At 42.5% G+C, this 25,398-nt stretch carries 24 protein-coding genes and 1 other annotated feature; all 24 genes read right to left on the bottom strand.

The window, feature by feature from the left end:
* Positions 1–37: 37 nt before the first annotated feature.
* The gene (gene pyrE, locus ACQKKK_RS14400; protein ID WP_427616819.1) at positions 38–673 is read right to left on the bottom strand and encodes an orotate phosphoribosyltransferase; all 636 of its coding nucleotides are present in this window, start codon (positions 671–673) and stop codon (positions 38–40) included.
* Positions 667–1,383, bottom strand: coding sequence for an orotidine-5'-phosphate decarboxylase (gene pyrF / locus ACQKKK_RS14395; RefSeq protein ID WP_427616818.1), 717 nt, complete (start codon positions 1,381–1,383; stop codon positions 667–669). Before pyrF ends, pyrE begins: the two co-directional genes overlap by 7 nt.
* On the bottom strand, positions 1,355–2,296 hold the full coding sequence (locus ACQKKK_RS14390; RefSeq protein ID WP_427616817.1) for a dihydroorotate dehydrogenase: 942 nt from the start codon (positions 2,294–2,296) through the stop codon (positions 1,355–1,357). Before ACQKKK_RS14390 ends, pyrF begins: the two co-directional genes overlap by 29 nt.
* On the bottom strand, positions 2,293–3,072 hold the full coding sequence (locus ACQKKK_RS14385) for a dihydroorotate dehydrogenase electron transfer subunit (RefSeq protein WP_427616816.1): 780 nt from the start codon (positions 3,070–3,072) through the stop codon (positions 2,293–2,295). The genes ACQKKK_RS14390 and ACQKKK_RS14385 overlap by 4 nt, the downstream gene beginning before the upstream one ends.
* Positions 3,069–6,275 (bottom strand): carbamoyl-phosphate synthase large subunit, encoded by a 3,207-nt coding sequence (gene carB / locus ACQKKK_RS14380; protein ID WP_427616815.1) that lies wholly within the window; start codon positions 6,273–6,275, stop codon positions 3,069–3,071. Before carB ends, ACQKKK_RS14385 begins: the two co-directional genes overlap by 4 nt.
* Positions 6,254–7,360, bottom strand: a complete 1,107-nt coding sequence (locus tag ACQKKK_RS14375; protein WP_427616814.1) for a carbamoyl phosphate synthase small subunit — start codon at positions 7,358–7,360, stop codon at positions 6,254–6,256. Before ACQKKK_RS14375 ends, carB begins: the two co-directional genes overlap by 22 nt.
* Positions 7,357–8,643, bottom strand: coding sequence for a dihydroorotase (locus ACQKKK_RS14370; RefSeq protein ID WP_427616813.1), 1,287 nt, complete (start codon positions 8,641–8,643; stop codon positions 7,357–7,359). The genes ACQKKK_RS14375 and ACQKKK_RS14370 overlap by 4 nt, the downstream gene beginning before the upstream one ends.
* Positions 8,606–9,541: an aspartate carbamoyltransferase catalytic subunit gene (locus ACQKKK_RS14365; RefSeq protein WP_427616812.1), complete on the bottom strand. Its 936-nt coding sequence runs from the start codon at positions 9,539–9,541 to the stop codon at positions 8,606–8,608. The genes ACQKKK_RS14370 and ACQKKK_RS14365 overlap by 38 nt, the downstream gene beginning before the upstream one ends.
* A gap of 202 nt (positions 9,542–9,743) precedes the next feature.
* Complete coding sequence (locus tag ACQKKK_RS14360; protein ID WP_427616811.1) at positions 9,744–11,033, bottom strand: solute carrier family 23 protein; 1,290 nt, start codon at positions 11,031–11,033, stop codon at positions 9,744–9,746.
* Between the two features lie 178 nt (positions 11,034–11,211).
* Entirely contained in the window at positions 11,212–11,757 is a 546-nt protein-coding gene (gene pyrR / locus ACQKKK_RS14355) for a bifunctional pyr operon transcriptional regulator/uracil phosphoribosyltransferase PyrR (RefSeq protein WP_427616810.1), read from the bottom strand.
* A 193-nt stretch (positions 11,758–11,950) separates the two neighbouring features.
* Positions 11,951–12,868, bottom strand: a complete 918-nt coding sequence (locus tag ACQKKK_RS14350; protein WP_427616809.1) for an RluA family pseudouridine synthase — start codon at positions 12,866–12,868, stop codon at positions 11,951–11,953.
* Positions 12,861–13,331: a signal peptidase II gene (gene lspA, locus ACQKKK_RS14345; RefSeq protein WP_427616808.1), complete on the bottom strand. Its 471-nt coding sequence runs from the start codon at positions 13,329–13,331 to the stop codon at positions 12,861–12,863. Before lspA ends, ACQKKK_RS14350 begins: the two co-directional genes overlap by 8 nt.
* Positions 13,332–13,570: 239 nt before the next feature.
* The gene (gene ileS, locus ACQKKK_RS14340) at positions 13,571–16,339 is read right to left on the bottom strand and encodes an isoleucine--tRNA ligase (RefSeq protein ID WP_427616807.1); all 2,769 of its coding nucleotides are present in this window, start codon (positions 16,337–16,339) and stop codon (positions 13,571–13,573) included.
* 87 nt (positions 16,340–16,426) lie between these two features.
* Positions 16,427–16,669 (bottom strand) — a binding site (T-box leader).
* Positions 16,670–16,732: 63 nt separating this feature from the next.
* Positions 16,733–17,248, bottom strand: coding sequence for a DivIVA domain-containing protein (locus ACQKKK_RS14335; protein ID WP_061144556.1), 516 nt, complete (start codon positions 17,246–17,248; stop codon positions 16,733–16,735).
* A gap of 85 nt (positions 17,249–17,333) precedes the next feature.
* A complete protein-coding gene (locus ACQKKK_RS14330; RefSeq protein ID WP_427616806.1) occupies positions 17,334–18,107 on the bottom strand; it encodes an RNA-binding protein in 774 nt (257 codons plus the stop codon).
* Positions 18,108–18,241: 134 nt separating this feature from the next.
* Positions 18,242–18,508: a YggT family protein gene (locus ACQKKK_RS14325; RefSeq protein WP_427616805.1), complete on the bottom strand. Its 267-nt coding sequence runs from the start codon at positions 18,506–18,508 to the stop codon at positions 18,242–18,244.
* Positions 18,509–18,514: 6 nt separating this feature from the next.
* Positions 18,515–18,979 (bottom strand): cell division protein SepF, encoded by a 465-nt coding sequence (locus tag ACQKKK_RS14320; protein WP_427616804.1) that lies wholly within the window; start codon positions 18,977–18,979, stop codon positions 18,515–18,517.
* A 21-nt stretch (positions 18,980–19,000) separates the two neighbouring features.
* On the bottom strand, positions 19,001–19,672 hold the full coding sequence (locus tag ACQKKK_RS14315; protein ID WP_427616803.1) for a YggS family pyridoxal phosphate-dependent enzyme: 672 nt from the start codon (positions 19,670–19,672) through the stop codon (positions 19,001–19,003).
* Positions 19,673–19,674: 2 nt separating this feature from the next.
* On the bottom strand, positions 19,675–20,502 hold the full coding sequence (gene pgeF, locus ACQKKK_RS14310; RefSeq protein ID WP_427616802.1) for a peptidoglycan editing factor PgeF: 828 nt from the start codon (positions 20,500–20,502) through the stop codon (positions 19,675–19,677).
* A gap of 55 nt (positions 20,503–20,557) precedes the next feature.
* The gene (locus ACQKKK_RS14305; protein ID WP_427616801.1) at positions 20,558–20,827 is read right to left on the bottom strand and encodes a YlmC/YmxH family sporulation protein; all 270 of its coding nucleotides are present in this window, start codon (positions 20,825–20,827) and stop codon (positions 20,558–20,560) included.
* A 231-nt stretch (positions 20,828–21,058) separates the two neighbouring features.
* Positions 21,059–21,838 (bottom strand): RNA polymerase sporulation sigma factor SigG, encoded by a 780-nt coding sequence (sigG, locus tag ACQKKK_RS14300; RefSeq protein ID WP_061462336.1) that lies wholly within the window; start codon positions 21,836–21,838, stop codon positions 21,059–21,061.
* 150 nt (positions 21,839–21,988) lie between these two features.
* Positions 21,989–22,708, bottom strand: coding sequence for an RNA polymerase sporulation sigma factor SigE (sigE, locus tag ACQKKK_RS14295; protein ID WP_053345247.1), 720 nt, complete (start codon positions 22,706–22,708; stop codon positions 21,989–21,991).
* Positions 22,709–22,767: 59 nt separating this feature from the next.
* Positions 22,768–23,694, bottom strand: coding sequence for a sigma-E processing peptidase SpoIIGA (spoIIGA, locus tag ACQKKK_RS14290; protein WP_427616800.1), 927 nt, complete (start codon positions 23,692–23,694; stop codon positions 22,768–22,770).
* A 531-nt stretch (positions 23,695–24,225) separates the two neighbouring features.
* Positions 24,226–25,383: a cell division protein FtsZ gene (ftsZ, locus tag ACQKKK_RS14285; RefSeq protein WP_061462334.1), complete on the bottom strand. Its 1,158-nt coding sequence runs from the start codon at positions 25,381–25,383 to the stop codon at positions 24,226–24,228.
* Between the last annotated feature and the right edge of the window lie 15 nt (positions 25,384–25,398).

The following is a 25,398-nucleotide window of genomic DNA, read 5'->3' as shown; positions in this document are numbered from 1 at the left end:
GGTGACCCAATCCTGCGTGATTGGGCCACCTCTATTTTCATGCTGAAATCCAAGCGGTATCTGCCGGATTCTCCCGCCATTTTTTTAACTTTTCCAATTCATCTGCTGTGATGTATCCTTTTTCATTAGCGACTTTTATCAAAGTCGAGTAGTCACTCAACGAATGGTTAGTGATGCCCTCAGCATTGAATTTTTCTTTTCCCTTTTCCAACTCGTAAGTAAAAATTGAAACGACTCCAAGAACCTCACAGCCAGCTTCTTTAAGTGCGTTAACAGCAGTAATTACACTGCCTCCGGTTGAAATCAAGTCTTCCACAACTACAACTTTTTGTCCTGGCATAGCTTTGCCTTCGATTTGATTGCCCTTTCCGTGCTCCTTAGCTTTGGAGCGAACATAGCACATCGGTGCATTTAATTTTTCACTTACCCAAGCTGCATGCGGAATACCGGCAGTTGCTGTGCCTGCGATCAGTTCAGCCTCAGGGAAATGCTGTTCAATCAATCCTTTCAACCCTTCCGCTATTTCCTTCCGGACCTCTGGGTACGAAAGGGTCAAGCGGTTGTCGCAATAAATGGGTGATTGAATTCCAGATGCCCAAGTGAAGGGGTCATTCGGCTGTAGGTACACTGCTTTTATTTCCAATAAATGTTCAGCTATCTTTTGATTTAACATGATATTCCCTCCCAAGCTGCTTTCATATCCAAATAGGCCCTTAATGGATCTTTTGCTCCTGTTATAGCTCTTCCGACAACGATGGCATCCGCTCCAAAATCCCTTGCCTGTTCAGGTGTGGCAATTCTCTTTTGATCATGCGTCTGTCCACCTGCACTTCGGATTCCAGGTGTGACTGTTAAGAATTCAAGTCCGATGCGTTCATGTATGTTCTTTACTTCATGAGTGGAACAGACAACGCCATCCAATCCTGCCTGTTGAGTAAGTTTTGCATAATGGAGGACCGAGTCCTCCAAAGACCCTTCAATGTTTTGCTCAACGTTCATTTGTTCTTGTGACGTGCTTGTCAGTTGGGTAACCCCTATGCATAAAGGACGTTTTTTTCCAGCTGACGTTCCTTTATCCAGACCCTCCATAGCTGCTTCCATCATTTTCTGACCACCCGCCGCATGTACATTGACCATGTCAGCACCTAAAGTTGCCAAACCTGTCATGGCCATTTTGACCGTATTCGGAATATCATGAAGTTTCAAGTCCAAAAACACATCGTGGCCTTGCTCTTTTACGAAAGAAATAATTGCTGGTCCATTCTGATAAAATAATTCCATCCCCACTTTTACAGCGAGTTTTTCCGTGGGAAACTGACTCAGGAATCTTTCCGTTTGAATGAGGTCAGGGAAATCAAGGGCGATAATTAGTGACTGCTTCATTCTGCTTCCAGCTCCTTCCGGTACATTCTGAAATATGGGCAAACCCAAGCTCATCCAACAATTTCGGTAATTCTTCGATGATGGTCGGGCATACAAAAGGATCCACGAAGTTGGCGGTTCCCACCGCAACAGCACTGGCACCTGCATAGAAAAATTCAATGACATCTTCTGCTGTAGCGATTCCGCCCATTCCGATTATTGGAATCGACACTTGCTGGCTCACCTCATAAATCATCCGGAGCGCAACAGGTTTTATTGCAGGACCAGATAACCCACCCGTTCTGTTCGAAAGAATCGGCCTGCCAGTTTTTAAATCCAAACGCATGCCGACTAATGTGTTAATCATTGTCAACCCGTCGGCCCCGCCTTCTTCTACAGCTTTGGCCATTTCCACAATATTACTGACATTTGGAGAAAGCTTCACATATACAGGCACCGAGGAGACTTCCTTGACTGCCTTGGTTACCTCTTTTGCAACTTCTGGAACCGTACCAAAAGCTATACCACCTTCTTTTACATTTGGACAAGAGATATTTAATTCGAGGGCCTTTACATTCCCTACCTTACTTATGTCACTGGCAACCTTTACATAGTCAGTTATTTGTGAACCCGCAACGTTAGCGATGATAGGGACATCATATCCACCTAACCAAGCCAGTTCTTCACTGATGACTTTTTCTAAACCTGGATTCTGCAGACCGATGGCGTTCAGCATTCCCGAAGAGGTTTCCGCAACACGCGGAGTCGGGTTACCGAACCTCGGCTCAGGAGTGGTCGCTTTAATCATTATCGCCCCAAGAATATCCAAGTCAAAAAATTGACTGTATTCACGGCCGAACCCAAAGCAGCCAGATGCTGGCATGACCGGATTTTTTAAGTGTAATCCTGGTAACTCAACTGAAAGCCTGCTCATAATATCACCTCTCCTGCCCGGAATACAGGTCCATCGCTGCATACCTTTTTGTAACTGAAACCAGTTGGATCATCCCCTGTATGACATACACAGGCAAAGCATGCACCGATGCCGCAACCCATCCTTTCCTCGAGGGACAGGTAAAGCTTTTTATCCCGATAGCCCGCTTCCAATGCTTTTAGCATTGGTGTAGGCCCGCATGAAAAGATCGTTGCAAACTCCTGTTCCAGGTTGTCAATCACAGTCGTAACAAATCCTTTTGTCCCATATGAACCATCCACTGTGGCAATATGGGTATCACCTAATTCACTAAACTCTTCCTCGTAAAAGATGGCTGACTTGGTCTGGAAGCCCAATACATGGATCACCCTGACACCATTTGCAACCAACATCTTTGATAATTGATACAGGGGCGGGACACCAATCCCGCCGCCAACCAATAATGCCGTTTCTCCCTTTTTGGCCTCATGAACGGGAAATCCGTTGCCAAGGGGTCCAAGAATATCGACCGCTTCCGCCTCTTTACGCTGTGATAACAGCGTCGTTCCTTTCCCTTCAGCCCGGTATATCATCGTGAACTGTTTTTCACTGCTGTTGTAAGAAGAAATTGAAATCGGGCGTCTTAACAATGGCTCTGTGCCTTCTGTTGTCTTGACTTGGACAAACTGACCTGGTTGTTTCATCTCTGTAACCAATTCTCCTTGCAGAGTAAGTTCAAAGATGGATGGGGCCAGTTCTTTATGAGTTAAGACCTTCATTCTTTCCTTCTTGATCATATATAGCTCACCTCACGACTTTTTTCCGTTTTTCCCATTGCCTCTGCCGAGAAGGTCATGGATTCTATCACTCTTAAAATGGCTTCTGCCGTATCGAGGGATGTAAGGCATGTCACTCCATTCTCAACCGATTCACGTCGGATTCTGAAACCATCGCGTTCCGGCTGCTTCCCTTTGGTCAAAGTGTTTATGACGAATTGTGCTTCCCCGTTTCGGATAACATCCAAGAGGTTTGTGCCTTCTTCGCCAATTTTACCGACAATCGCAGTCGGTATGCCGGATTGCTCCAATAAGGCAGCAGTTCCGCTGGTGGCTATCAGCTTGAAACCGATATTATGGAAGCGTTTTGCTAAAAGAAGCGCTTCTTGCTTATCTTTATCAGATATCGTCAATAATACCGAACCATGCCCCTCAATCTTAAAGCCGGAAGCGACCAGTCCTTTATATAAAGCCTTTTCAAGTGTGCTATCTTTTCCCATTACTTCACCAGTCGATTTCATTTCAGGTCCGAGTGAAATGTCCACACCTCTTAATTTTGCAAAAGAGAATACCGGCACTTTTACATAGACCCCAGTTTGTTCTGGCACTAATCCGGATTCATACCCCTGGCTTTTAAGTGAGTGGCCCAAGATGACCTTAGTGGCTAAGTTAGCCATCGGCACATTCGTAATTTTACTTAAGAATGGAACGGTTCGGCTCGAACGCGGATTTACTTCAATGACATACACTTCTTCATTGCTGATGACATATTGAATGTTCAGGAGACCAATTATATTCAAGCCTTTTGCCAATCTGGTCGTATAGTCTATGATTACTTCTTTTTGTTTTTCCGTTAGATTTTGAGGCGGATAGACTGCAATCGAATCACCGGAATGGACGCCAGCACGTTCGATATGCTCCATTATTCCTGGGATTACAACCGTCTCGCCATCGGAAATACCATCGACTTCGACTTCTTTACCTGTTAAGTAGCGGTCTATCAGCACAGGATGATCTGGATTTATCTTCACAGCATTTTTCATGTAATGCAGCAATTCTTCTTGTTTATAGACGATTTCCATCGCTCTTCCTCCGAGTACATACGATGGTCTTACTAATACTGGGTAACCAATGTCTTCAGCAATGACGATTGCTTCATCAACCGATGTTGCGGTTTTACCCTTCGGCTGCGGAATGTCTAAATCTTTAAGTGCCTTTTCGAATTTATTACGATTTTCCGCCCTATCCAGGTCTTCAAGTGAAGTACCAAGGATCTTCACTCCTCTTTCAACAAGACCATCTGCAAGGTTGATCGCCGTCTGTCCACCAAACTGGACAATGACCCCTTCTGGTTTTTCCAAATCGATGACATGCATGACATCTTCAAGAGTCAATGGTTCGAAGTAAAGTTTGTCGGAGATACTGAAATCCGTCGAAACTGTTTCGGGATTGTTGTTGATGATGATCGCTTCATATCCCGCTTCTTTGATGGCCCATACTGAATGTACTGTCGCATAATCAAACTCTACACCTTGCCCTATACGAATTGGGCCAGACCCCAGGACAATGACACTTTTCTTTTCAGTAACGATGGATTCATTTTCATCTTCGTATGTCCCATAAAAATACGGTGTTTCCGATTCGAATTCCGCAGCACATGTATCGACCATTTTGTAAACAGGGATGATCCCTTGTTGTTTCCGGAACTCATAGACGTCAATTTCGGGAACTTCCCAAATTTCAGCGATCGTTTTATCCGAAAACCCTAGTTCTTTAGCCTTTTGTAATACTTCACGATCAAAAGAATGTTCTTGAAGCTCCTTCTCAAAGTCGATTATCTTTTTCAGCTTATGCAAGAAGAATAAATCGATCTGGCTCCATTCGTGAATGGTTTCGATCGTTTTCCCCCGTCTTAATGCTTCGCCGATATAGAATAACCGTTCATCTCCCGCTTTTCGGATCCGCTTCTCTATTTTTTCATCCTCAAACTCATCATTCAATTCAAGATGGTATATACCTGCTTCAAGGGAACGTACAGCTTTTAAGATGGATTCTTCGAATGTACGGCCGATTGCCATAACTTCTCCGGTCGCTTTCATTTGCGTCCCGAGCCTACGGTTGGCGCTCTCGAACTTATCGAAAGGCCAACGCGGAATTTTCGTAACGACATAGTCTAGTGCCGGTTCAAAGCTTGCATAGGTTTTGCCTGTGACAGGGTTCATCATTTCATCAAGCGTCAAACCGACGGCTATCTTTGCTGCAAGCTTTGCAATCGGATATCCAGTTGCCTTTGATGCAAGTGCCGACGAACGGCTGACCCGTGGGTTCACTTCAATGACGTAATATTGATAGCTGTTTGGATCTAGTGCAAGCTGAACATTACATCCACCTTCAATTTTCAAGGCACGAATAATCTTCAAAGACGTATTTCTAAGCATTTGATACTCTCTGTCACTTAATGTTTGGCTTGGTGCAGCAACTATTGAATCGCCTGTATGGACACCTACAGGGTCGAAGTTTTCCATATTACAAACGACTATTGCATTATCATTGGAATCACGCATCACTTCATATTCCACTTCTTTGAAACCGGCAATGCTCTTCTCAAGCAGACATTGGTGAACCGGACTGCTTTTCAGGCCACCTTCAACAATTTCGATCAGTTGCTCTTCGTTATCACAAATCCCGCCGCCTGTTCCGCCAAGTGTGAAGGCAGGACGTACGATGACCGGATAGCCGACTCGTTCCACGAATGTATAAGCCTCTTCCAAGTTATGAATAATGTCACTGTCAGGAACTGGTTCACCAAGATCATTCATTAGGGTACGGAAAAGGTCACGGTCTTCCGCTTGTTGGATGGCGGAAAGTTTCGTCCCAAGGATTTGCACATTGCATTCTTCAAGGATTCCTGCTTCGGCAAGTTCGACGGCCATGTTCAATCCAGTCTGACCGCCCAGGGTAGGTAATAGTGCATCTGGACGCTCTTTACGAATGATTTTGCTGACAAATTCCAATGTGATCGGTTCGATATAAACCGCATCGGCCATTTCACTGTCTGTCATGATTGTAGCAGGGTTAGAGTTAATCAGGATTACTCGATAACCTTCTTCTTTTAAGGCTATACATGCTTGGGTTCCTGCATAATCGAACTCGGCGGCCTGTCCGATGACGATCGGACCGGAACCAATTACTAGGATGCTTTTTATATCAGTGCGTTTTGGCATGTTTTTTCCCCCTTGGTAGTTGCAGTTTCTATCATTTGTAAAAATTCGTTGAATAAGTAGTTGGCATCTTCCGGACCTGGTGATGCTTCCGGGTGATATTGTACGGTGAAAGCTGGATATTCTTTATGGCGCAGTCCCTCAATCGTACCGTCATTCAACGCTGTATGTGTCACAATAAGATCAGTCTTTTCAATGGAAAGCTCTTTGACTGTGTATCCATGATTTTGAGATGTGATGGATACCTTCCCGGTACGAAGGTCTTTAACCGGATGGTTAGAGCCTCGATGGCCGAATTTTAATTTTTCCGTATCTCCACCGTTTGCAAGCGCGAATAATTGATGGCCTAAACAGATGCCGAATAATGGCACTTTTGTTTGGACTGTACGGATCATTTCAAGCGTCTCATGAACACTTTTCGGATCTCCAGGACCGTTTGAAAGCATCACACCATCTGGGTGATATTGCATCACTTCCTCGGCGGTAACGTTATAAGGTACGACTACGACATCACAGCCGCGCTTCGTCAACTCACGTAAAATCCCATGCTTCATGCCATAATCTACAAGAACAACCCGCGGGCCTCTGCCCGGGCTTGAATAAGGTGTTTTTGTTGAAACCTGTTTCACTTGATTAGAAGGAATTACCGTTGCTCTCAACTGGGAAACAACCTCTTCGGCATCTTTATTGATATTGCAGAGCGCGCCTTTCAATGCACCTGATTTCCTGATGATTCTTGTAAGTTTTCTTGTATCGATTCCGCTTATTCCAGGTATGTTCTTCATTTTAAGATATTCATCAAGTGATGACTGGTTTCGCCAATTTGAAGGAAGTTCTGCTGTTTCCTTAACGACGAATCCTGATATCGCTGGATTGATGGATTCAAAGTCATCCCGGTTTATCCCGTAGTTCCCGATCAATGGATACGTAAGTGTAACGATTTGACCGCAATAAGATGGATCGGATAGAATCTCCTGGTAGCCTGTCATTCCTGTGTTAAAAACGACTTCACCTATTTTTTCTACGTCCCCTCCGAATGCTTCCCCAAGGAAAACCGTACCGTCTTCTAAAATTAGTTGTCTTTTCATCCTTGAACACGTCCTTTTTCCCAAGCTGTTATTCCTTCTGCAATCGTCATGACTGGCCAGCCATAACATTTCTTTTCATTAAAAGGTGTATTTTTCCCTTTTGAAGCAAACTCTTCATTATCAATTTCTTTTTCCGTTTCCAAATCGATGAGCACTATATCGGCAGTAGCACCTTCCTTTAGCTCTCCATAAGGAAGCGAGAAACTTTCAGATGGTTTGATCGTCATGAAATCAACCAATTGCTTTAATGTTATGACGCCCTTTTTGACCAATTCGGTGTAAAGCAACGGGAAGGCCGTCTCCAATCCTACTATTCCAAAAGGAGCTAGCTGCATTCCCTGCGCTTTTTCATCTGCCGCATGCGGGGCATGGTCTGTTGCTATAAAATCGATGGTTCCGTCAAGCAGTCCTTCTATCAACGCGTCCCGATCTTCACGCCCCCTTAATGGCGGGTTCATTTTATAATTCGTATCAAGTCCCGGTATATCATCTTCACACAATAATAAATGATGCGGTGTAACTTCGGCCGTGACACGAATACCGGCACGTTTGGCATCCCTCACCGTTCTAACCGATTCCTTCGTGGATATATGGCAAACGTGATAATGGCAGTCTGCCGCTTCCGCAAGTAGGATATCCCGGGCAATATGTACAGCTTCACATACGGACGGAATTCCATTGATCCCCTGTTCCTTTGAGAATCTTCCTTCATGGACGGAGCCTTTATTGATTAAGCTATTATCTTCACAATGAGCGACTATGGCCATATCCTGAGCCGCTGCCCGTTTCATCGCTTCAAACATCATCCCGGCTTCTTGAATTCCTACGCCATCGTCCGTAAAGGCGAAAGCACCCTTTTGTTTTAATGAAGAAAAGTCGGTCAACTCCTTGCCGGCTTCCCTAATCGTTATGGATGCATAAGGGAGTACCCTGACATGCGCCGTTTCTTCAATTTTTCGGTTAAGAGCTTCAAGGTTTTCCACTGTATCAGGAACTGGCCTTGTATTAGGCATCGCCGCTACCGTAGTGAAACCGCCTCTTGCTGCTGCAAGCGTTCCAGTTGCGATCGTTTCCTTATGTTCCCCGCCCGGTTCGCGCAAATGGACATGCAGGTCAACAAACCCTGATGTAATAAGTAACCCTTCTGCGTCAACTACCTTACAATTTTCCGTTGATAAGTTCTCGCCGATTTTTGTGATGACCTTTCCTTCTATTTCAATGTCCGCTTTTTTGAATGAATTTTGATTATCTAGCAATACTCCATTTTTGATTACAGTTTTCATGGTTAATTCCCCCTTCGAATTGTTCAAGCACATTTTTTAATACGGCCATTCTTATAAACACGCCATTTTCCATTTGTTTGAAAATTCTTGAGCGGCTGCATTCGACTAATTCACTGTCTATTTCCACACCGCGGTTTATTGGTGCAGGATGCATGATGATCGCACCCGGTTTCATATTTTTTTCACGTTGTTTGGTCAGACCAAAATTCTCCAGATAGTCTCCATTTGCCTGGTCGTATTTTTCAATATGCCTTTCATGCTGTATTCTGAGCAGCATGACTACATCCGATGTCGCCATCGCTTGATCGATGTCTTCATATCTTCCTAAACTGTTTGTTCTGTCAAACCATTCAGGCGGACCTGAAAATACGACATTCGCTCCTAAACGAGTCAATGCTTCTGCATTCGATTTTGCAACCCGACTATGCCTTACATCCCCAATTATCGCAATCTTCAGACCTTCGAAACTTTTAAACTCTTGTTTTATCGTCAATAAGTCCAGTAATGACTGGGTTGGATGATTTCCGCATCCATCCCCTGCATTGATTATCGGAATACCGATTTTCTCTTTCAACTCGTCAAAATAATTATCCTGCTCATGACGGATGACCAAGGCATTGACGCCTATTGCTTCGAACGTTTTAACAGTGTCATATAAGGTTTCCCCCTTTAACACGGATGATGTACCCGCATCAAAAGGAATGACCTCAAGGCCCAGTTTTCTTTCAGCCATTTCAAAGCTTGATTTTGTTCGTGTGCTTGGTTCAAAGAACAGATTGGCAACAGTGGTCTGCTGTTTAGGATTCCAGCCAGATCCGTTGGCAAATCCTTCGGCCTCATGTAATATTTTTTCAATGTCAGTTATAGTCAATTCATTCATCGTAAATAACATTTTCATCGATCCTGCTCCTTTCACATTTGTGATGCGGGGCATAAAAAAACACCCCGCCATTAAGGATAGGGTGTAGGTCATAAAGAATTGTGAGTACGAGGAATGGTTCATCATTTTATCCCCGTTCTCATTCATCTTTATAGCAACACCCTTTTAAGCCTCTCTGGACTTCTTTTAAAAGGTGATCTATTGTTTGATGCAGTTTCACTTATTTTTCAAAGATGTCTCCGGATATTTTTTCCCGGTCCGGAAGAATCAAGTTAAGAAGGATCCCGACGATGGCTGAAAGTGCCATGCCGGAAAGCGATACTGTTTCCGATAGTTGTACGAACGCGCCTCCGATTCCTAACACCAGTATGACTGAAGCTATCATCAGGTTTCTTTTCTTGTCAAAATCAACCTTATTATCAATCAGCATCCTTAATCCACTTGATGCGATGATACCGAAGAGTAAGATGGAAATGCCGCCCATCACTGCTGTAGGTATCGAGCTGATGACTGCTGAAATCTTACCGTTAAAGCCAAAGATGATTGCAGTTAACGCTGCCCCTCCGATGATATAAACACTAAATGCCTTTGTCATGGTCAGGACCCCAATATTTTCACCGTATGATGTCAGCGGTGGCCCACCGATGAAGGAACCAATCATGATTCCTGCCCCATCTCCTAAAATCGAGCGATGCAAACCGGGCTTTTCCAAAAAATTCCTTCCGACTACTTTACTCAGTACCATCTGGTGCCCGATATGTTCTGATAAAGTGACGACGGCCACAGGGACCATGATGGCAATGACTTCCCATGAAAAGGTCGGTGTATAGGTTACATAGGGAAACATGAAATCAGGCATTTCCCACCATTTAGCCGACTTGATTGGTTCATAATCTATTATTCCTGCTACAGCCGAACAACTGTAGCCCACTATGATCCCCATTAATATAGGAATTAAGTTAATGAATCCTTTAAAGAACACGTTGCAGATGATGGTTACCGCTAAAGTTATTAGCGCTATTATAATATATGTGACACTGTAATTTTTTTGCGGATCATACATCGCCATGTCTACGGCCGTTCCAGCTAGGCTTAATCCGATTACGATAATGACCGGACCAACCACAACCGGAGGAAGCAAATTCATTAACCAGCGCAATCCTACTTTTTGGATAATCAAAGCTACTATCCCATATATGAACCCTGCTGCAAAGCAGCCGATCATGGCCGCTTCCGGTCCTCCTAAAGCCTTTGCCGCAATGATTGGCGTAATGAAGGCGAAAGATGAACCGAGATAAGCAGGAATTTGACCTTTGGTAATCAATAAGTATGAAAGTGTTCCTAATCCGCTTGAAACCAATGCTACCGCCGGGCTTAACCCCACCAAGAATGGCACCAGTACAGTTGCACCGAACATTGCGAATAGGTGCTGGATACTTAATGTAATCCACTGGCCAACTCTAGGTACGTCTTCAACATCAAGTACGACGTCCCTTTTTGCTTCTTCCATATTCGTATCCCCCTCATGAAAATTGCATCAAAACTGCAAAAACCCTCTTTGCAGTATATACAAAGAGGGTTTCTCAGAAGGCGGAATGCCTATGCATAGACACAACTCTCCCGATTGACTCCCTTTGCCAGCCTCTCTGGACTGTCTTTAAAAGGGTTATATGAAATTTTCATGTTGTTTATTTTTCTAATATAGTGACTTGATCTACTTCATCTACTTCTGTTAAAGCAACTGTAATTTTTTCAGATTGGGAAGTCGGAACGTTTTTCCCGACGAAATCCGCACGTATCGGCAGTTCCCTATGTCCCCTGTCAACTAATACCGCGAGCTGGATTTGCGAAGGTCTTCCCAAATCCACCAGAGCATCCATTGCCGCCCTAACGGTTCTGCCGGTAAAAAGAACATCATCCACTAAAATCACTTTCTTGTTGCTGATATTGACCGGAATGTCTGAACCTTTTACGACGGGTTCCCCATCATTGGACTTTTTCGAGAGGTCATCGCGATAAAGTGTAATATCCAGTTCACCCAGCTCTATTTCCTTACCTTCTATTTGATTGATGCGCTTTGCAAGCCGGTCGGCAAGGAAAATCCCGCGTGTACGGATCCCGATTAAGACGCAATCCTCAATACCCTTATTTTTTTCAATAATTTCATGAGCAATTCTCGTCAAGGCTCTGCTAATGGCCTGTTCATCAAGTACTATGGCTTTCTCATTCAACATGTCGGCCACCCCGATTCCTTATTTCTGATTGGTTTTCTTCAACAAAAAATCCTCACACCAAGAAGGCATGAGGATTTTATCGCCATGGGTAGAATTACCCCACTTTGCGCATCCGTTTCCTTCTCAGTCTCTCTGAACTGTGTTAAAGGTTCTTATTAAGTTGTTATTATAATATATCAGAAAAACGTATTTGTCAATCCTTACTTCTACGCAATTGATTAATTAGGTTTTCAAACTCTTCCGGAATCGGAGCTTCGAATTCCATATACTCATTTGTACGTGGATGAATGAAACCAAGAAGACCGGCGTGCAATGCTTGTCCATCTAATTTCAGGGTCTTTTTCGGACCATATTTCGGATCTCCTGCAAGTGGGAACCCAATGTATTTCATGTGAACACGGATTTGATGCGTCCTGCCTGTTTCAAGCTGGCATTCCACCAAAGTGAATGCATTGAAACGTTCAATGACCCGGAAATGTGTAACAGCATTTTTGGAGTTTGAATCTGTGACAGTCATGCTTTGGCGATCCTTTTTATCCCGGCCTATCGGTGCATCGATAGTTCCGAAGTCATGAGGGATCACTCCATGAACTACAGCTTGATACTTACGGGTAACCGTTTTGTCAACAAGCTGCTGCACAAGTTTTTCATGTGCCATATCATTTTTTGCAACCATCAATAGTCCTGATGTATCTTTGTCGATTCGATGGACGATTCCAGGCCGCATCACACCGTTGATTCCAGAAAGATCGTTGCAGTGAGCCATCAAGCCATTTACAAGCGTGCCTGATACATGCCCTGGAGCAGGGTGGACAACCATACCGCTCGGTTTATTAACAACCAGCACATCTGCATCTTCATAATAGATGTCCAAATTCATTTCTTCAGCGACTGCATCCAATTCCTCAAGTTCAGGAATCGTTACTTCGATCGTATCGCCAGGAATAGCTTTGTAATTCGTCTTTATAGCCGAGCCATTTACTAAAACATGGTCATCTTTAATCCATTGCTGGACTTGAGTACGTGACCATTCCTCATTCAAAGTGGAAAGAGCCTTATCAATCCTAACTCCTTTTAGTGTTTCATCGATGCTGTATAACCTTTTATCCATTATCTTTCTCCTTACCTTTTTTTTCTTCTAAAAACATATGAATCACGAGCAGTCCGACACCAATTGAAAGCGCAGCATCAGCAACATTAAATACCGGGAAACTGTAGCTGAAAATATAGGTATGAACGAAATCCACTACTCCCTGACGAGCAACACGATCGATGAAATTACCAATCGCACCGCCTAGCATGAGAGCAAGTGCAACTCCAAGCAAACGGCTTTCCTTCGCCATTTTCTGAATATAATAGACAAGTCCAATAATGACAGCGATGGTGATGATGTAGAAAAACCACATTTGACCTTGTAGAATTCCCCATGCTGCCCCACGATTACGATGCGAGGTGATATATAGAAGGTTTTCAATAATTTCAATGCTTTCTCCGTACTCCATTTTTTGCACAATCATCCATTTTGTCAGCTGATCGAAAGCTATGACCAAAAGGGCTATTAAATAATAAAACACACTTTTTCCCCCAAACTAATCAAATCTTCACTTTTGAATTGTAGCATAAACTAGAAATAATAACTAATACGAAAAACAGAAGTCTGTTTTTATATCATGGGATAATATTGGGTAATTAAGAAAAGATCAACATCCCCTAATGCAGGATGCTATATTTCTAAAAATGTTTTTAGCCTTATCTGTTCTCATTCCCATAAAAAAGCCGATCCCTTCATTAGGGACCGGCCTTCCTTTTGGAATTATTGATTCACATAATGCTCCTTCACGACTGTTGCACAACGTGGGCAAAGTGTTGGATGTTCTTCCACTTGACCTACTTCTTTCGAAACATTCCAGCAACGTTCACACGTTTCACCTTCTGCTTTTGTAACAAGGATCGCGATATCCTCAAGTTTAACCGCTTCTGCCGGGGCATTTGTCACATCGCCAGCGATTTCAAATTCGGAAACGATGAATAACTGTTCAAAGCTTTCCTTAATGCTATCAAGCAAATTCTTCGTTTCTTCATTAACATATACCATCACTTTTGCGTTCAGTGATTTTCCGATGACTTTTTGGTTCCGGGCTTCTTCTAATGCTTTCAGTACATTATCACGGACATTCATGAATGCCGTCCATTTTTCTTCAATGATTTCAGCATCATCGATGGAAATTTCCTCAGGCATCAATGTCAACTGTACACTTTCATCCATTACTCCCGGAATGAAAGCCCATACTTCATCAGCTGTATGAGAAAGGATTGGTGACACCAATTTCGTTAAGCTGACCAATGATTCGTAAAGAACCGTTTGAATGGCCAAACGCTCTTTACCATTTGGTGCTTCACAATAAAGAATGTCTTTCGCATAATCAAGGTAGAACGAACTTAAATCCTGTGTGCAGAAATTATTGACCATATTATAAATTGTGGCAAACTCATAATTTTCATAACTTAGCTTCGACTGTGTGATCAACTTATTCAATTTAACTAGCATGTATCGGTCGACTTCAGGTAATTCTTGGACTGCCACTTTATCGGTTTCTGGATTGAATCCATCCAAGTTCCCTAACAAGAAGCGGAATGTATTACGGATTTTCCGGTACACTTCTGAAACTTGTTTTAAAATAGGATCGGAAACCCTGACATCCGATTGGTAATCCACCGAAGCAACCCAAAGGCGTAAAATATCTGCACCAAGTTGGTTCATGACCTTAGATGGCAGGACGACGTTCCCAATCGACTTACTCATTTTACGACCTTCGCCATCCAATGCGAACCCGTGGCTCAGCACGCCTTTATATGGCGCTTTGCCTGTAACCGCAACACTTGTTGAAAGTGATGAGTTAAACCAGCCGCGGTATTGATCGGAACCTTCTAAATAAAGGTCTGCAGGGCGCTGCAGGTCGTCTCTTTCTTCAAGTACCGCCTGATGAGAAGAACCGGAGTCGAACCATACATCCATGATATCCGTTTCTTTTGTAAAGATACCATTCGGGCTGCCTTCATGTGTATAGCCTTCAGGCAGAAGTTCTTTCGCTTCACGCTCAAACCAGATGTTTGAACCGTGTTCGCGGAATAGGTTTGAAATATGGTTGATGGTTTCATCCGTAATGATCGGCTCGCCATTTTCTGCATAAATGACTGGAATCGGCACGCCCCATGCACGTTGACGGGAAATACACCAATCCCCGCGGTCACGGACCATATTGAATAGACGCGTTTCACCCCAAGCGGGTACCCATTTGGTTTCTTCAATTGCTTCCAGAAGTTCACCGCGGAAGTCTTTGATTGACGCGAACCATTGTGCTGTTGCACGGAAGATTGTTGGTTTCTTCGTCCGCCAGTCATGTGGATAAGAGTGTGTAATGAACGTCAAGTTCAATAACGCGCCTGCTTCTGTTAATTTTTCAGTAATTGGTTTATTCGCTTGATCATAAAATAATCCAGCAAATTCTCCTGCCTCTTCCGTCATGACTCCTTTTTCATCTACAGGACAAAGTACGTCCAAGCCGTATTTTTGGCCAATGATAAAGTCATCTTCACCATGTCCAGGTGCAGTATGAACACAACCCGTACCAGCTTCAGTTGTTACGTGCTCACCCAACATCACTAAAGATTCGCGGTCATAAAGAGGGTGTTTGGCAACAGCGCGGTCCAACTCGCTCCCTTTTACTGTTTTCATGATAGACGGGTTATCCCAGCCTAAAGTTTCTGTAACCGATTCAAGTAGCGCTTCGGCAATTAAGAATTTTTCATTTTCGACAGCCACTACTACGTAATTTAATTGCGGATGCAATGAGATACCAAGGTTAGCCGGAATCGTCCAAGGAGTTGTCGTCCAGATGATGATCTTTACGCCTTCTTCGATTACACCTTTGCCATCTGTGACTTCAAAAGCAACATAGATCGATGCAGAACGTTTGTCTTGATACTCAATTTCAGCTTCGGCAAGGGCCGATTCACTTGATGGAGACCAGTAAACAGGTTTTTTCCCTTTATAAATATAGCCTTTTGTCGCCATTTCACCGAAGACCTTGATTTGCTGTGCTTCATATTCAGGCTTTAATGTGATATAAGGATTATCCCAATCACCACGGACCCCAATTCTCTTAAACTGCTCACGTTGATTGTTAATCTGAACATAAGCATATTCTTCACAAAGCTTTCTGAATTCGGCAACGCTCATTTCTTTCCGTTTCACGCCTTTTTTTGTCAATGCCGTTTCGATTGGAAGGCCATGCGTATCCCAGCCAGGTACATACGGTGCTTGAAAACCGCTCATTGATTTAAATCGGACAATGAAATCCTTTAAAACCTTATTCATTGCATGGCCCATATGGATATCACCGTTAGCATATGGTGGTCCATCATGTAAAATGAATAAAGGCCGTCCTTCCGTTTGTTCTTGCACTTTTTTATAGATGTTCATTTCTTTCCATTTTTCTTGGATTTCCGGCTCACGTTTCGGTAAATTCCCCCGCATTGGAAATTCAGTTTTAGGCATCAATAAGGTATCTTTGTATTCCATAATAAAATCCTCCATCCGTCTTTACAAAAATTCATTCGAACCGATGACTTGATATCCGGCCAAAATAAAAAGCCCTCTCATCCCTAAAAAAGGGACGAGAAAGCTTTGCTTCCCGCGGTACCACCCTGGTTAGAAAGATTCACAAAGTGAATCCAACCTCTCGAACATTCGTAACGTGAATGAAACGCTTCATTTACTTACTGCAAAAGCAGGTTCAACTCAGAACTCAAGGGTGATCTTCAATATCTTCGCTTATTCCGGGCTTTCACCATCCCCGGTTCGCTAAAAATAAGTGTGTGAAGAATTTACTTTCCCTGTCATCGTCTAATGTCATAATGAATAGTATTGTTAAAAAATTATATGCGAAAAAAGTGTTCAAAGTCAAGGAATCGTTTAAATTTCCTCTTCCACTCTCTCATTTAATTCTATTTCAGTCGCATCTACTTCATAATCAAGAAGATGGTCCCAATCGTCATTGTCCAGCAAATCCAGCTGTGCTCCGACAAGCATTTTAAAACGTGTCCGGAATACTTTGGATTGCTTTTTCAAATCTTCGATATCCATCGCTATTTTCCTTGCTTTCACAAGTGACTCATTGACGATCCGGTCCGCATTTTTCTCTGCTTCCTTTATGATCAGTTTCGCTTCTTTTTGGGCATTGCGCCTTAATTCTTCGGCTGCCTCCTGTGCGACAATAATCGACTTATTAAGTGTACCCTCGATTGTCGTAAAATGTCCCAAACGATCATAAGTCTCGTTCAGCTTATCTTCAAGTTCTTTCTTCTCCCTCAAAATCAATTCATAATCCTTAATGACCTGATCGAGAAATTCATTTACTTCATCTTCATCATACCCTCGAAATACTTTGTTAAATTCCTTGTTATGTATATCTATCGGGGTTAAGGGCATTACGGCACCTCCAGAACGGTTTCTACTCTAGTATGTTAAAACTCTATATTCGACAATAAATGTATGAATCCTGCTTGATATTGAATTATTTTTGTCTGCCTAACGAGATTCTCCACTTATCCTTCTTGGTTTTTCCATCAATTGAAGCTATTTTACATCTGCCAAAACCTCTGATAGAAAGTGTATCACCCTCACGGCACTCTTCCGAGACGTTTTCCGATTGCTTGAAATTGACCTTTACTTTTCCTGATGTTATCAAGGCCTGCGTTTTTTGACGGGACATATTCAGGACGGACGATAGCACACTATCAAGCCTAAGGGAACTGACTGTGGTGACTTGCTCTTCCCATTTTTCATTAACTTGAATGATATTCTCGATTGGAAGCCTTTTGATGGAAACGGAAGCGCTACCTATTTTCTCCAGGTTTCCTGTGAGGTATAAATCCATCTCTCCGGCAGCAATAAATTGAATATGCTCCTCCGTCACTATTATATCACCAAATTTTTCACGTTTTACCCCTAGTGACATCAAGCTTCCAAGTATTTGCCTATGTTCAAGCGTAACAAACTTTTTTGGATAGGAGATATCGTATAAGGAGATATTGAAATCCGATGGTTCAGGAGAGTAATAATCAGGGAAAATGAGCACACGCTTTCGCTCTACGAAATCGCTTCCGCCATTAAATTGCAGTTTCGCATCCGGGTCATTCCCTAATAAGGAAGTAAGGATTTCCTGCTGGCGCGGATCAAGAAAATCAGATAGTTTCGGAGCGTAGGAATTCTTGACCTGATCAATCCAATTCATTGCCTGATCAATAAAATCTTTTTCCTCAGGCCTGAAATGCTGATAAATACTCATGATTGAATAAATGCTCCTTAGTTATCAAATTAATGGTCGATCATAAGAAATTGATTAAATTGTTCTTCGTTGCTACTACACAGCGGAAATTTTCCGCCTGTGTAGTAAGATGCTTTCAGGATAATTTTTGTTAATCATCCTATTAAAGTCTGTAGGTAATAGATTCCATAACCGCTGGCAAAGTTAAGCACCAGCAGGGCCACAAGCGGTGAAAGATCGATCATGCCGAGTGGCGGTATGAACTTTCTGAACGGTTCTAAATACGGTTCGCAAATCTTTTCCAGGAATTGACCAATCGATGTCTCCCTTGCGTTGGGGAACCATGACATCAATATGTAAACGATTAATGCCATTGAATAAAATTCAATTAAATAATTTAAACCTTGAAGCACTAAACCCATTAACCATTACCACCTCGCTTCTTCGTACTCCTCATCGGCGGCGAAGCCGGTAATATTACCGGAAACATCGACGTTGTCTGGGGTACATAAGAATATATCTGTTCCGATTTTTTGGATGTCCCCGCTGATTGCATAGACAGTCCCACTTAGAAAATCGATGATTCGCTTTCCTTGATCATGCTGGATTCGTTGAAGGTTCACAACTACTGCACGTCTATTTTTTAAATGGTCAGCTACCTCCTGGGCTTCTGCATAAGCTCGAGGTTCCAATAATACTACTTTAGAAGATTTCTGTACGCTTTGCAAACTTACGATATTCTGATTGGTATTATTCCCTGCAGAAGCGGGCTGCTGGTGTTTAGCTGACTTCACGACTTTAGGTTCAGCCTCCTCTTCTTCCATCACTTCATCCTTGTACTCATACTCATCATCCAGCGCGAAATAAGATTTAAATTTTGATACGAACGACATCTTTAGCGTACCTCCTTAAAATTATTCGCCTACAAGTGCAGTACCAATCCTAATCATTGTAGCGCCTTCCTCAATGGCAATCATGAAATCATTGGACATCCCCATGGACAATTCAATGCAGGGAGCATGCTTCAAACCGGCATTTTGTATTTCCACCTGGAGGCCCTTCAGTTTCCGGAAGCACTCCCGCAAAACCTGTTCATCATCAGTCAATGGAGCCATCGTCATCAATCCTGCAACATTCACCATATCAAAATGAGATAACCCTTTTATGAAATCCATTGTCGCTTCAGGATTCAAGCCATGTTTTGATTCTTCACCTGAAACGTTCACCTGCACTAAACAGTTTATCGGCTCATTTGCGCGTTTTTGAATTTCTTCTGCCAAAGAAATGCGATCCAACGAATGGATATACGCAATTTTATCGATGACATTTTTTACTTTACGTGTTTGCATTGAGCCAATATAATGCCAGTTGGGCTTGTCCTTCAGCACTTCATATTTATTCAATAGCCCTTCGTCACGGTTTTCACCCAAATCGCTTATTCCCGCTTCCAATGCTTCCTTTGCTCTCTCGACCGAAACATATTTTGTCACAGCGATTAACTTTATATCTTTACGGTCCCTTCCACTATTTTCACATGCTATATTTATTTTTTCTTCGATGTTTTTTAAATTGTCCACTACTTTCACTGTTACCCTAAATCCTCCTTCCAACCGATAAAACTCATCAATCTACCTGTCTTTCCGTTATCACGGCGATGTGAAAAAAACAATTCATGATCACAGCTTGTACAGTATGATGAAACGTCGATCTGACTTTTTGGAATTCCTGATTTTTGAAGAATCAATGCATTAAGTTGCTTAAGATCCAATCGATATTGTCCTTCACTGATTAAATTATAGGGCTTTTCGTCATTATCTACCAGCAAATTCTGCACTAAATCGATGACTTTAGCATCAACTACATAGCACTTTGAACAAATCGACGGCCCAATAACAGCAAATATCTCCGTTGCCTTTATACCCTCATTTAGCCATGCTTCAACCATTTTTCGTGCAATTCCATTAACCGTACCCTTCCAGCCGGCATGTGCCACCCCAATCATCCCATGTGCCGGAGCAAGAAAGTATAAAGGCACGCAGTCCGCATAGCAAAGAGTCAATAAAACATTTTGATCCTTCGTATAGAATCCGTCAGTTGCTTTAAAGGCTGAACCATAATCCATTGCACCCCTCCCGCCATCGCGTTCGGTAACCTGATGGATTTTCGTTTCATGCGTCTGCTCGGCCCCTACCCATTCATTAAGCGGAAACAGCAGCTTATCGGCTAAAATCCTACGGTTTCCCTGGACATCTTCAAGCTTATCCCCGACATGAAAACCGGTATTCAATGTTTGGAAATCCCCTGAACTGACTCCCCCATTCTTTGTGGTGAAGCCCGCTACAAGCTGGAGATTTTGTTGTCTCCAGCTGTCAATGAGCATATATTGGTCTTTTATTAAAACAAATGGCTCCTTCATCCTTTAAACCTCTTTATTTTTTAGTCTAGTGTATCATATATTTGCGCCATGTACCTTAAAACCGTTCATCTTTCAGCTCAGCTTGAAATACTGTCTGATGTTCAACAAGAATGACATCCGCACCTATTTTTTTTATTTTGCGCCATGGGATTACTATATCCTGTTCCCTGCCAAAGAAGCCCATTAGCCTTGTTCCATTTGAAACGATGATGGCCTCTATTTTCCCCGTGGCCGTATTGATTTCAAGATCTGCCATATTACCCAGTTTCTTTCCATCTGCTATATTGACGATATCCTTAATTTGAAATTCGGAAATCCTGGTCACATCACTCAGCTCCTCAAAATTTCATCATAGATGTTGGTCCTATTCCTATGTATATGACATGATTCACTCAAGGATGAAGAATACGATAAATAAACGTCCATTCATTTCATGACTTACCTTCTGAAAGGGGTTTTTCACAAAATAAAAAAGCCGCTATGGAAAAGTTGCTGATAAGCGGGTAATCGGCATTTGCCCTACCCGCTTCAGCTAACTTTTTCTCATGTCCAGCTTCTACTGTTGGATATTTTTATTCATTTGCTTGATTGCCGCTTTTTCCAATCGGGAGACCTGCGCTTGTGAAATGCCAATTTCCTCGGCTACCTCCATTTGCGTCTTTCCTTGGAAGAAACGTTTGCGAAGGATCATTTTTTCCCGGTCATTCAACCGTCTCATTCCTTCATTTATAGCTATTTCATCAATCCAGGTACTATCTTTATTTTTTTCATCACTCAGTTGGTCGAGTACATAAATCGGATCCCCGCCATCATTATAAATCGGTTCAAAAAGGGAAACTGGATCTTGTATAGCATCTAGTGCAAAAACAATTTCTTCATGAGGTACTTCCAACACCTTGGCGATTTCTTCAGCTGTCGGCTCACGAAGGGTCTGGCTTATGAGCTTTTCTTTTACCTGTAAAGCTTTGTAAGCGATGTCTCTCAAAGAACGGGATACCCGAATAGGATTATTGTCACGAAGATATCTTCTGATTTCTCCAATAATCATCGGTACAGCATACGTTGAAAACTTAACATTTTGACCTAGGTCAAAGTTATCTATCGACTTCATCAACCCTATACAGCCTACCTGAAATAGATCATCTACATACTCTCCCCGATTGTTGAAGCGTTGAATGACGCTTAGAACGAGTCGAAGATTCCCGTTTACCAGTTTTTCTCTTGCTGAAATATCGCCATTTTGCAGTTCTTTAAAGAGTTTTCTCATTTCTTCATTCTTTAAAACCGGTAATTTTGATGTATCCACACCGCAGATTTCAACCTTATTACGAGACAAAATTATTCCCTCCTCACAGGAGCGCTGTACAAAAAACAGTATTTCCGCGGGAGGAAAAAATATGCACATGGCTAGAACAGAAAATCACCATTTTTTTTCATTATTGCTGCCAAAGTATTGATTTAATTGGCATTTTTCCACTTTATTTTTTTACACCATTTTATTAAATTCTTTTCGAAGCCTCTTAATAATCCTTTTTTCCAAACGTGAAATGTAAGATTGGGAAATCCCCAGCATATCGGCAACATCCTTTTGGGTTTTCTCCTCTCCACCTGCAAGTCCAAAACGGAGTTCCATTATCTGTTTTTCACGCTCGGATAACTGCGTAAGTGCTTTCGTCAACAGCTTGCGGTCAACGTTTGCCTCGAGGTCTTTCGTAATAATGTCATCGTCAGTTCCAAGTACATCGGATAACAGAAGTTCATTTCCATCCCAATCAATATTCAGGGGTTCATCAAAAGAAACTTCAGAACGGATTTTATTATTTCTACGTAAATACATTAATATTTCATTCTCGATGCATCTCGAAGCATATGTAGCGAGTTTAATTTTCTTTTCAGGATTGAATGTATTCACAGCTTTGATCAAACCTATGGTACCAATGCTGATTAGATCTTCAATATTGATGCCCGTATTTTCAAATTTCCTGGCAATATAAACAACCAGCCTTAAGTTCCGTTCAATTAAGATCGATCGTGCAGCTTCATCGCCCTTGGGTAATTTATTGATCAGTATTGCCTCTTCTTCCTTTGAAAGGGGCGGTGGCAGTGCCTCACTACCTCCTATATAAAATATTTCGTCCGTTTTCAATCCGAGCTTGAACAATAGTTTGTACCAAAAATAAGTGAGCCGAAGAATGAATTTCTTCAAAATAATTCTCCCTTCTAATAAACGGATTATGGGTCTAAATTTAGAGTGAATCAAAAAGTTCAGGAGGCATTTTGCACCGGTATCCCGGTTAACATTTTCGGGTGAACGATAGATTGATAGCTATTGTCGGGAGAGAGTTGCTGAAAGGTAAACGATACGAGACCCTGCTTGACATGATATTCTTTTTCTCCTTTTAAGATTTTAATGTAATCCGGTTTGATTGCGGTTAACAGCTGGTGTTCATGGCCCACGACTTTAAAAGGGATGACACGCATTCTACCAGTCCATGAATATTCGGGCTGTACTTCCTGGCTAATCAAGTTATCAGGATTTTTAAAGAGCTCTAGCATATCGTCTGGAATTCCTGCCTCCCCGCCTGAAAGTGAAATGATCATTACTGGGGAACGTGTAATTGGATCATATAATTGATTGCCGCTATCCACCAATCCATGAAACGTACCTTCAAAGTCAGAAATTTTAACCGAGACCGAAACCATTTGTTCATGTGTAAGCTTTGTCATCTCCATCCCTTCAAGTGTCCTCTTGGAAAATTGCCAAGCGAGCGGGAACCCAATCATTACAAATATCCAACTGACAGGGTCACCAAAACGATTGATTCCTGCATATTGACCAGGGTCCTTGGAAACGATTTGAAATTCAAATAGATAGTGAAGTCCCAGAAGGATTCCTCCCGATAAAAACGTCACAAAATATAAAGTGGCCACCGATTTCATGAAAAGTTTTAACCTATTAAACCCAAAGGTTGCCAGCACCATGACCAGGGATACTAAAATCTTCATGTACACTCGGTCGGCAATTGCATAAAAAGGAGTGAATGCCAATACGATAATGAGGGAACCGATCAGCCCGCCGATGCATACCCGCCAAAGAGCTACCCTTCGTTTGAGGATGATGGCGGTCCAATATAAAAGGAGGCAGTCAAATAACCAATTCAATAACCAGATCACATCTAAATATAAGGTCAAACACCCTCCCCTCCTTTTATGAGCTAACCTTCCACTAGCAAAAAGTATAGCGTACCTGCCCTAAGAAAGTGTGTCACTTTTTGTACTGAAAACTTAAGAGTTTTTCAGTCATTTTTACCCTTTTTGTAGAAAAACAGCTATTGATATTTTCAATACTGTCTTAGAGACTATCCTGCTCCCTTTTACTTCTGTCGATTTATGTTATAAAAGTTTAATAATTTCTCGATGCTTTTTTCTTTTACGTATGAAAAGCGAACAAAAACTTAATGACCCCTAGCCGTTAACAAAAAGAGGGTACTTGCCCCAGATACTCCATCATGCAGTAGAAACCGGTCTTCCACCGCACAGGGACATTTAGACATCAATCAAGGATGCTAATATAAGATTTCGGCTAGCCTTCGAACTGAGTGACACCGCTCAAGAAAAGCCCCATTATTCCAAAGTCATTGGACCCAAGTGCTTTTTTAGGCAGGCATTTTTTTAACGGCAAAAAAAACCGTCCCCAAATGGGAACGGCATATGACGTCGATATTAACGACGTCTATTACGGTTACGGAGGAAGGTTGGAATGTCCAAGGCCTCTTCACCTTGATTGGCATTACGTGCAGGTTGTTCATTGACTTCTTCTCTCTTCACTTCACGCTTCACGTTTGACTGTGGCGTTTGTTGTGCCTGAGGTCTTGATTGCTGCTGTTGTCCGAGTGTGGGACGTCCAGTAGGTCTTATTGAAGCTTCAACCTCGTTAAAGCCTGTAGCAATCACTGTAACGACGATTTCATCTTTAAGGTTCTCATTGATAACCGAACCAAAAATCATGTTTACGTCTTGATCGGATGCAGTAGCCACGATATCGGCCGCTTCCTGGACTTCAAAAAGACTTAGGTTCGTTCCACCTGTTATATTCATCAGTACGCCTTGGGCACCATCAATCGATGTTTCAAGCAGCGGACTGGAGATGGCTTTTTTTGCCGCTTCTGCTGCACGGTTTTCCCCGGAGGAAATCCCGATTCCCATAAGAGCGGAGCCTTTGTTGGACATGATGGTCTTAACATCGGCAAAGTCCAAGTTAATAAGACCTGGAACCGCAATTAAATCTGAAATCCCTTGTACCCCTTGACGAAGAACATTATCGGCTTCACGGAACGCTTCAAGCATCGGCGTGCTTTTATCGACGATTTCAAGAAGACGGTCGTTCGGAATGACGATTAGTGTGTCAACAGATTCCTTCATGGATGAAATGCCGCCTTGTGCCTGTGTTGCACGTTTTCGGCCTTCGAAAGTAAATGGACGAGTAACAACACCCACTGTAAGAGCCCCTAAATCTTTAGCAATGCCAGCGATGACAGGAGCTGCTCCCGTCCCCGTACCGCCGCCCATTCCAGCAGTTACGAATACCATATCGGCACCTTTTAGCGCTTCTTCAATCTGCTCTTTGCTTTCTTCTGCAGCTTTTTTTCCTACCTCCGGATTGGCGCCTGCACCTAAACCGCGTGTAAGCTTCCCACCGATTTGCATTTTAATTTCTGCTTTTGATAGATTAAGAGCCTGTGCGTCAGTATTGACAGAAATAAACTCGACACCCTGTACACCATGCTCGATCATTCTGTTTACCGCATTGTTTCCGCCGCCGCCAACACCTATTACTTTTATCGTTGCTAATTGTTCTAAATTAGAATCAAACTCCAACATGACAATCCTCCTATT

The sequence above is a fragment of the Peribacillus sp. NPDC006672 genome (genome assembly GCF_050274955.1).
GTDB lineage: Bacteria > Bacillota > Bacilli > Bacillales > DSM-1321 > Peribacillus.
This window is presented reverse-complemented; position numbering and strand designations above follow the sequence as displayed.

Coding starts and splice junctions, on each gene's coding strand:
- ACQKKK_RS14325 (WP_427616805.1), bottom strand. CDS start 18,508: ATGGGTTTAGTGCTTCAAGGTTTAAATTATTTAATTGAATTTTATTCA.
- ACQKKK_RS14360 (WP_427616811.1), bottom strand. CDS start 11,033: ATGGAAGAAGCAAAAAGGGACGTCGTACTTGATGTTGAAGACGTACCT.
- ACQKKK_RS14365 (WP_427616812.1), bottom strand. CDS start 9,541: ATGAAAATGTTATTTACGATGAATGAATTGACTATAACTGACATTGAA.
- ACQKKK_RS14350 (WP_427616809.1), bottom strand. CDS start 12,868: ATGGATAAAAGGTTATACAGCATCGATGAAACACTAAAAGGAGTTAGG.
- pyrR (WP_427616810.1), bottom strand. CDS start 11,757: ATGTTGAATGAGAAAGCCATAGTACTTGATGAACAGGCCATTAGCAGA.
- carB (WP_427616815.1), bottom strand. CDS start 6,275: ATGCCAAAACGCACTGATATAAAAAGCATCCTAGTAATTGGTTCCGGT.
- ACQKKK_RS14385 (WP_427616816.1), bottom strand. CDS start 3,072: ATGATCAAGAAGGAAAGAATGAAGGTCTTAACTCATAAAGAACTGGCC.
- ACQKKK_RS14320 (WP_427616804.1), bottom strand. CDS start 18,979: ATGTCGTTCGTATCAAAATTTAAATCTTATTTCGCGCTGGATGATGAG.
- ACQKKK_RS14390 (WP_427616817.1), bottom strand. CDS start 2,296: ATGAGCAGGCTTTCAGTTGAGTTACCAGGATTACACTTAAAAAATCCG.
- ftsZ (WP_061462334.1), bottom strand. CDS start 25,383: ATGTTGGAGTTTGATTCTAATTTAGAACAATTAGCAACGATAAAAGTA.
- pyrE (WP_427616819.1), bottom strand. CDS start 673: ATGTTAAATCAAAAGATAGCTGAACATTTATTGGAAATAAAAGCAGTG.
- pyrF (WP_427616818.1), bottom strand. CDS start 1,383: ATGAAGCAGTCACTAATTATCGCCCTTGATTTCCCTGACCTCATTCAA.
- pgeF (WP_427616802.1), bottom strand. CDS start 20,502: ATGAAGGAGCCATTTGTTTTAATAAAAGACCAATATATGCTCATTGAC.
- ACQKKK_RS14370 (WP_427616813.1), bottom strand. CDS start 8,643: ATGAAAACTGTAATCAAAAATGGAGTATTGCTAGATAATCAAAATTCA.
- ACQKKK_RS14375 (WP_427616814.1), bottom strand. CDS start 7,360: ATGAAAAGACAACTAATTTTAGAAGACGGTACGGTTTTCCTTGGGGAA.
- ileS (WP_427616807.1), bottom strand. CDS start 16,339: ATGGAATACAAAGATACCTTATTGATGCCTAAAACTGAATTTCCAATG.
- ACQKKK_RS14335 (WP_061144556.1), bottom strand. CDS start 17,248: ATGCCCTTAACCCCGATAGATATACATAACAAGGAATTTAACAAAGTA.
- ACQKKK_RS14330 (WP_427616806.1), bottom strand. CDS start 18,107: ATGAGTATTTATCAGCATTTCAGGCCTGAGGAAAAAGATTTTATTGAT.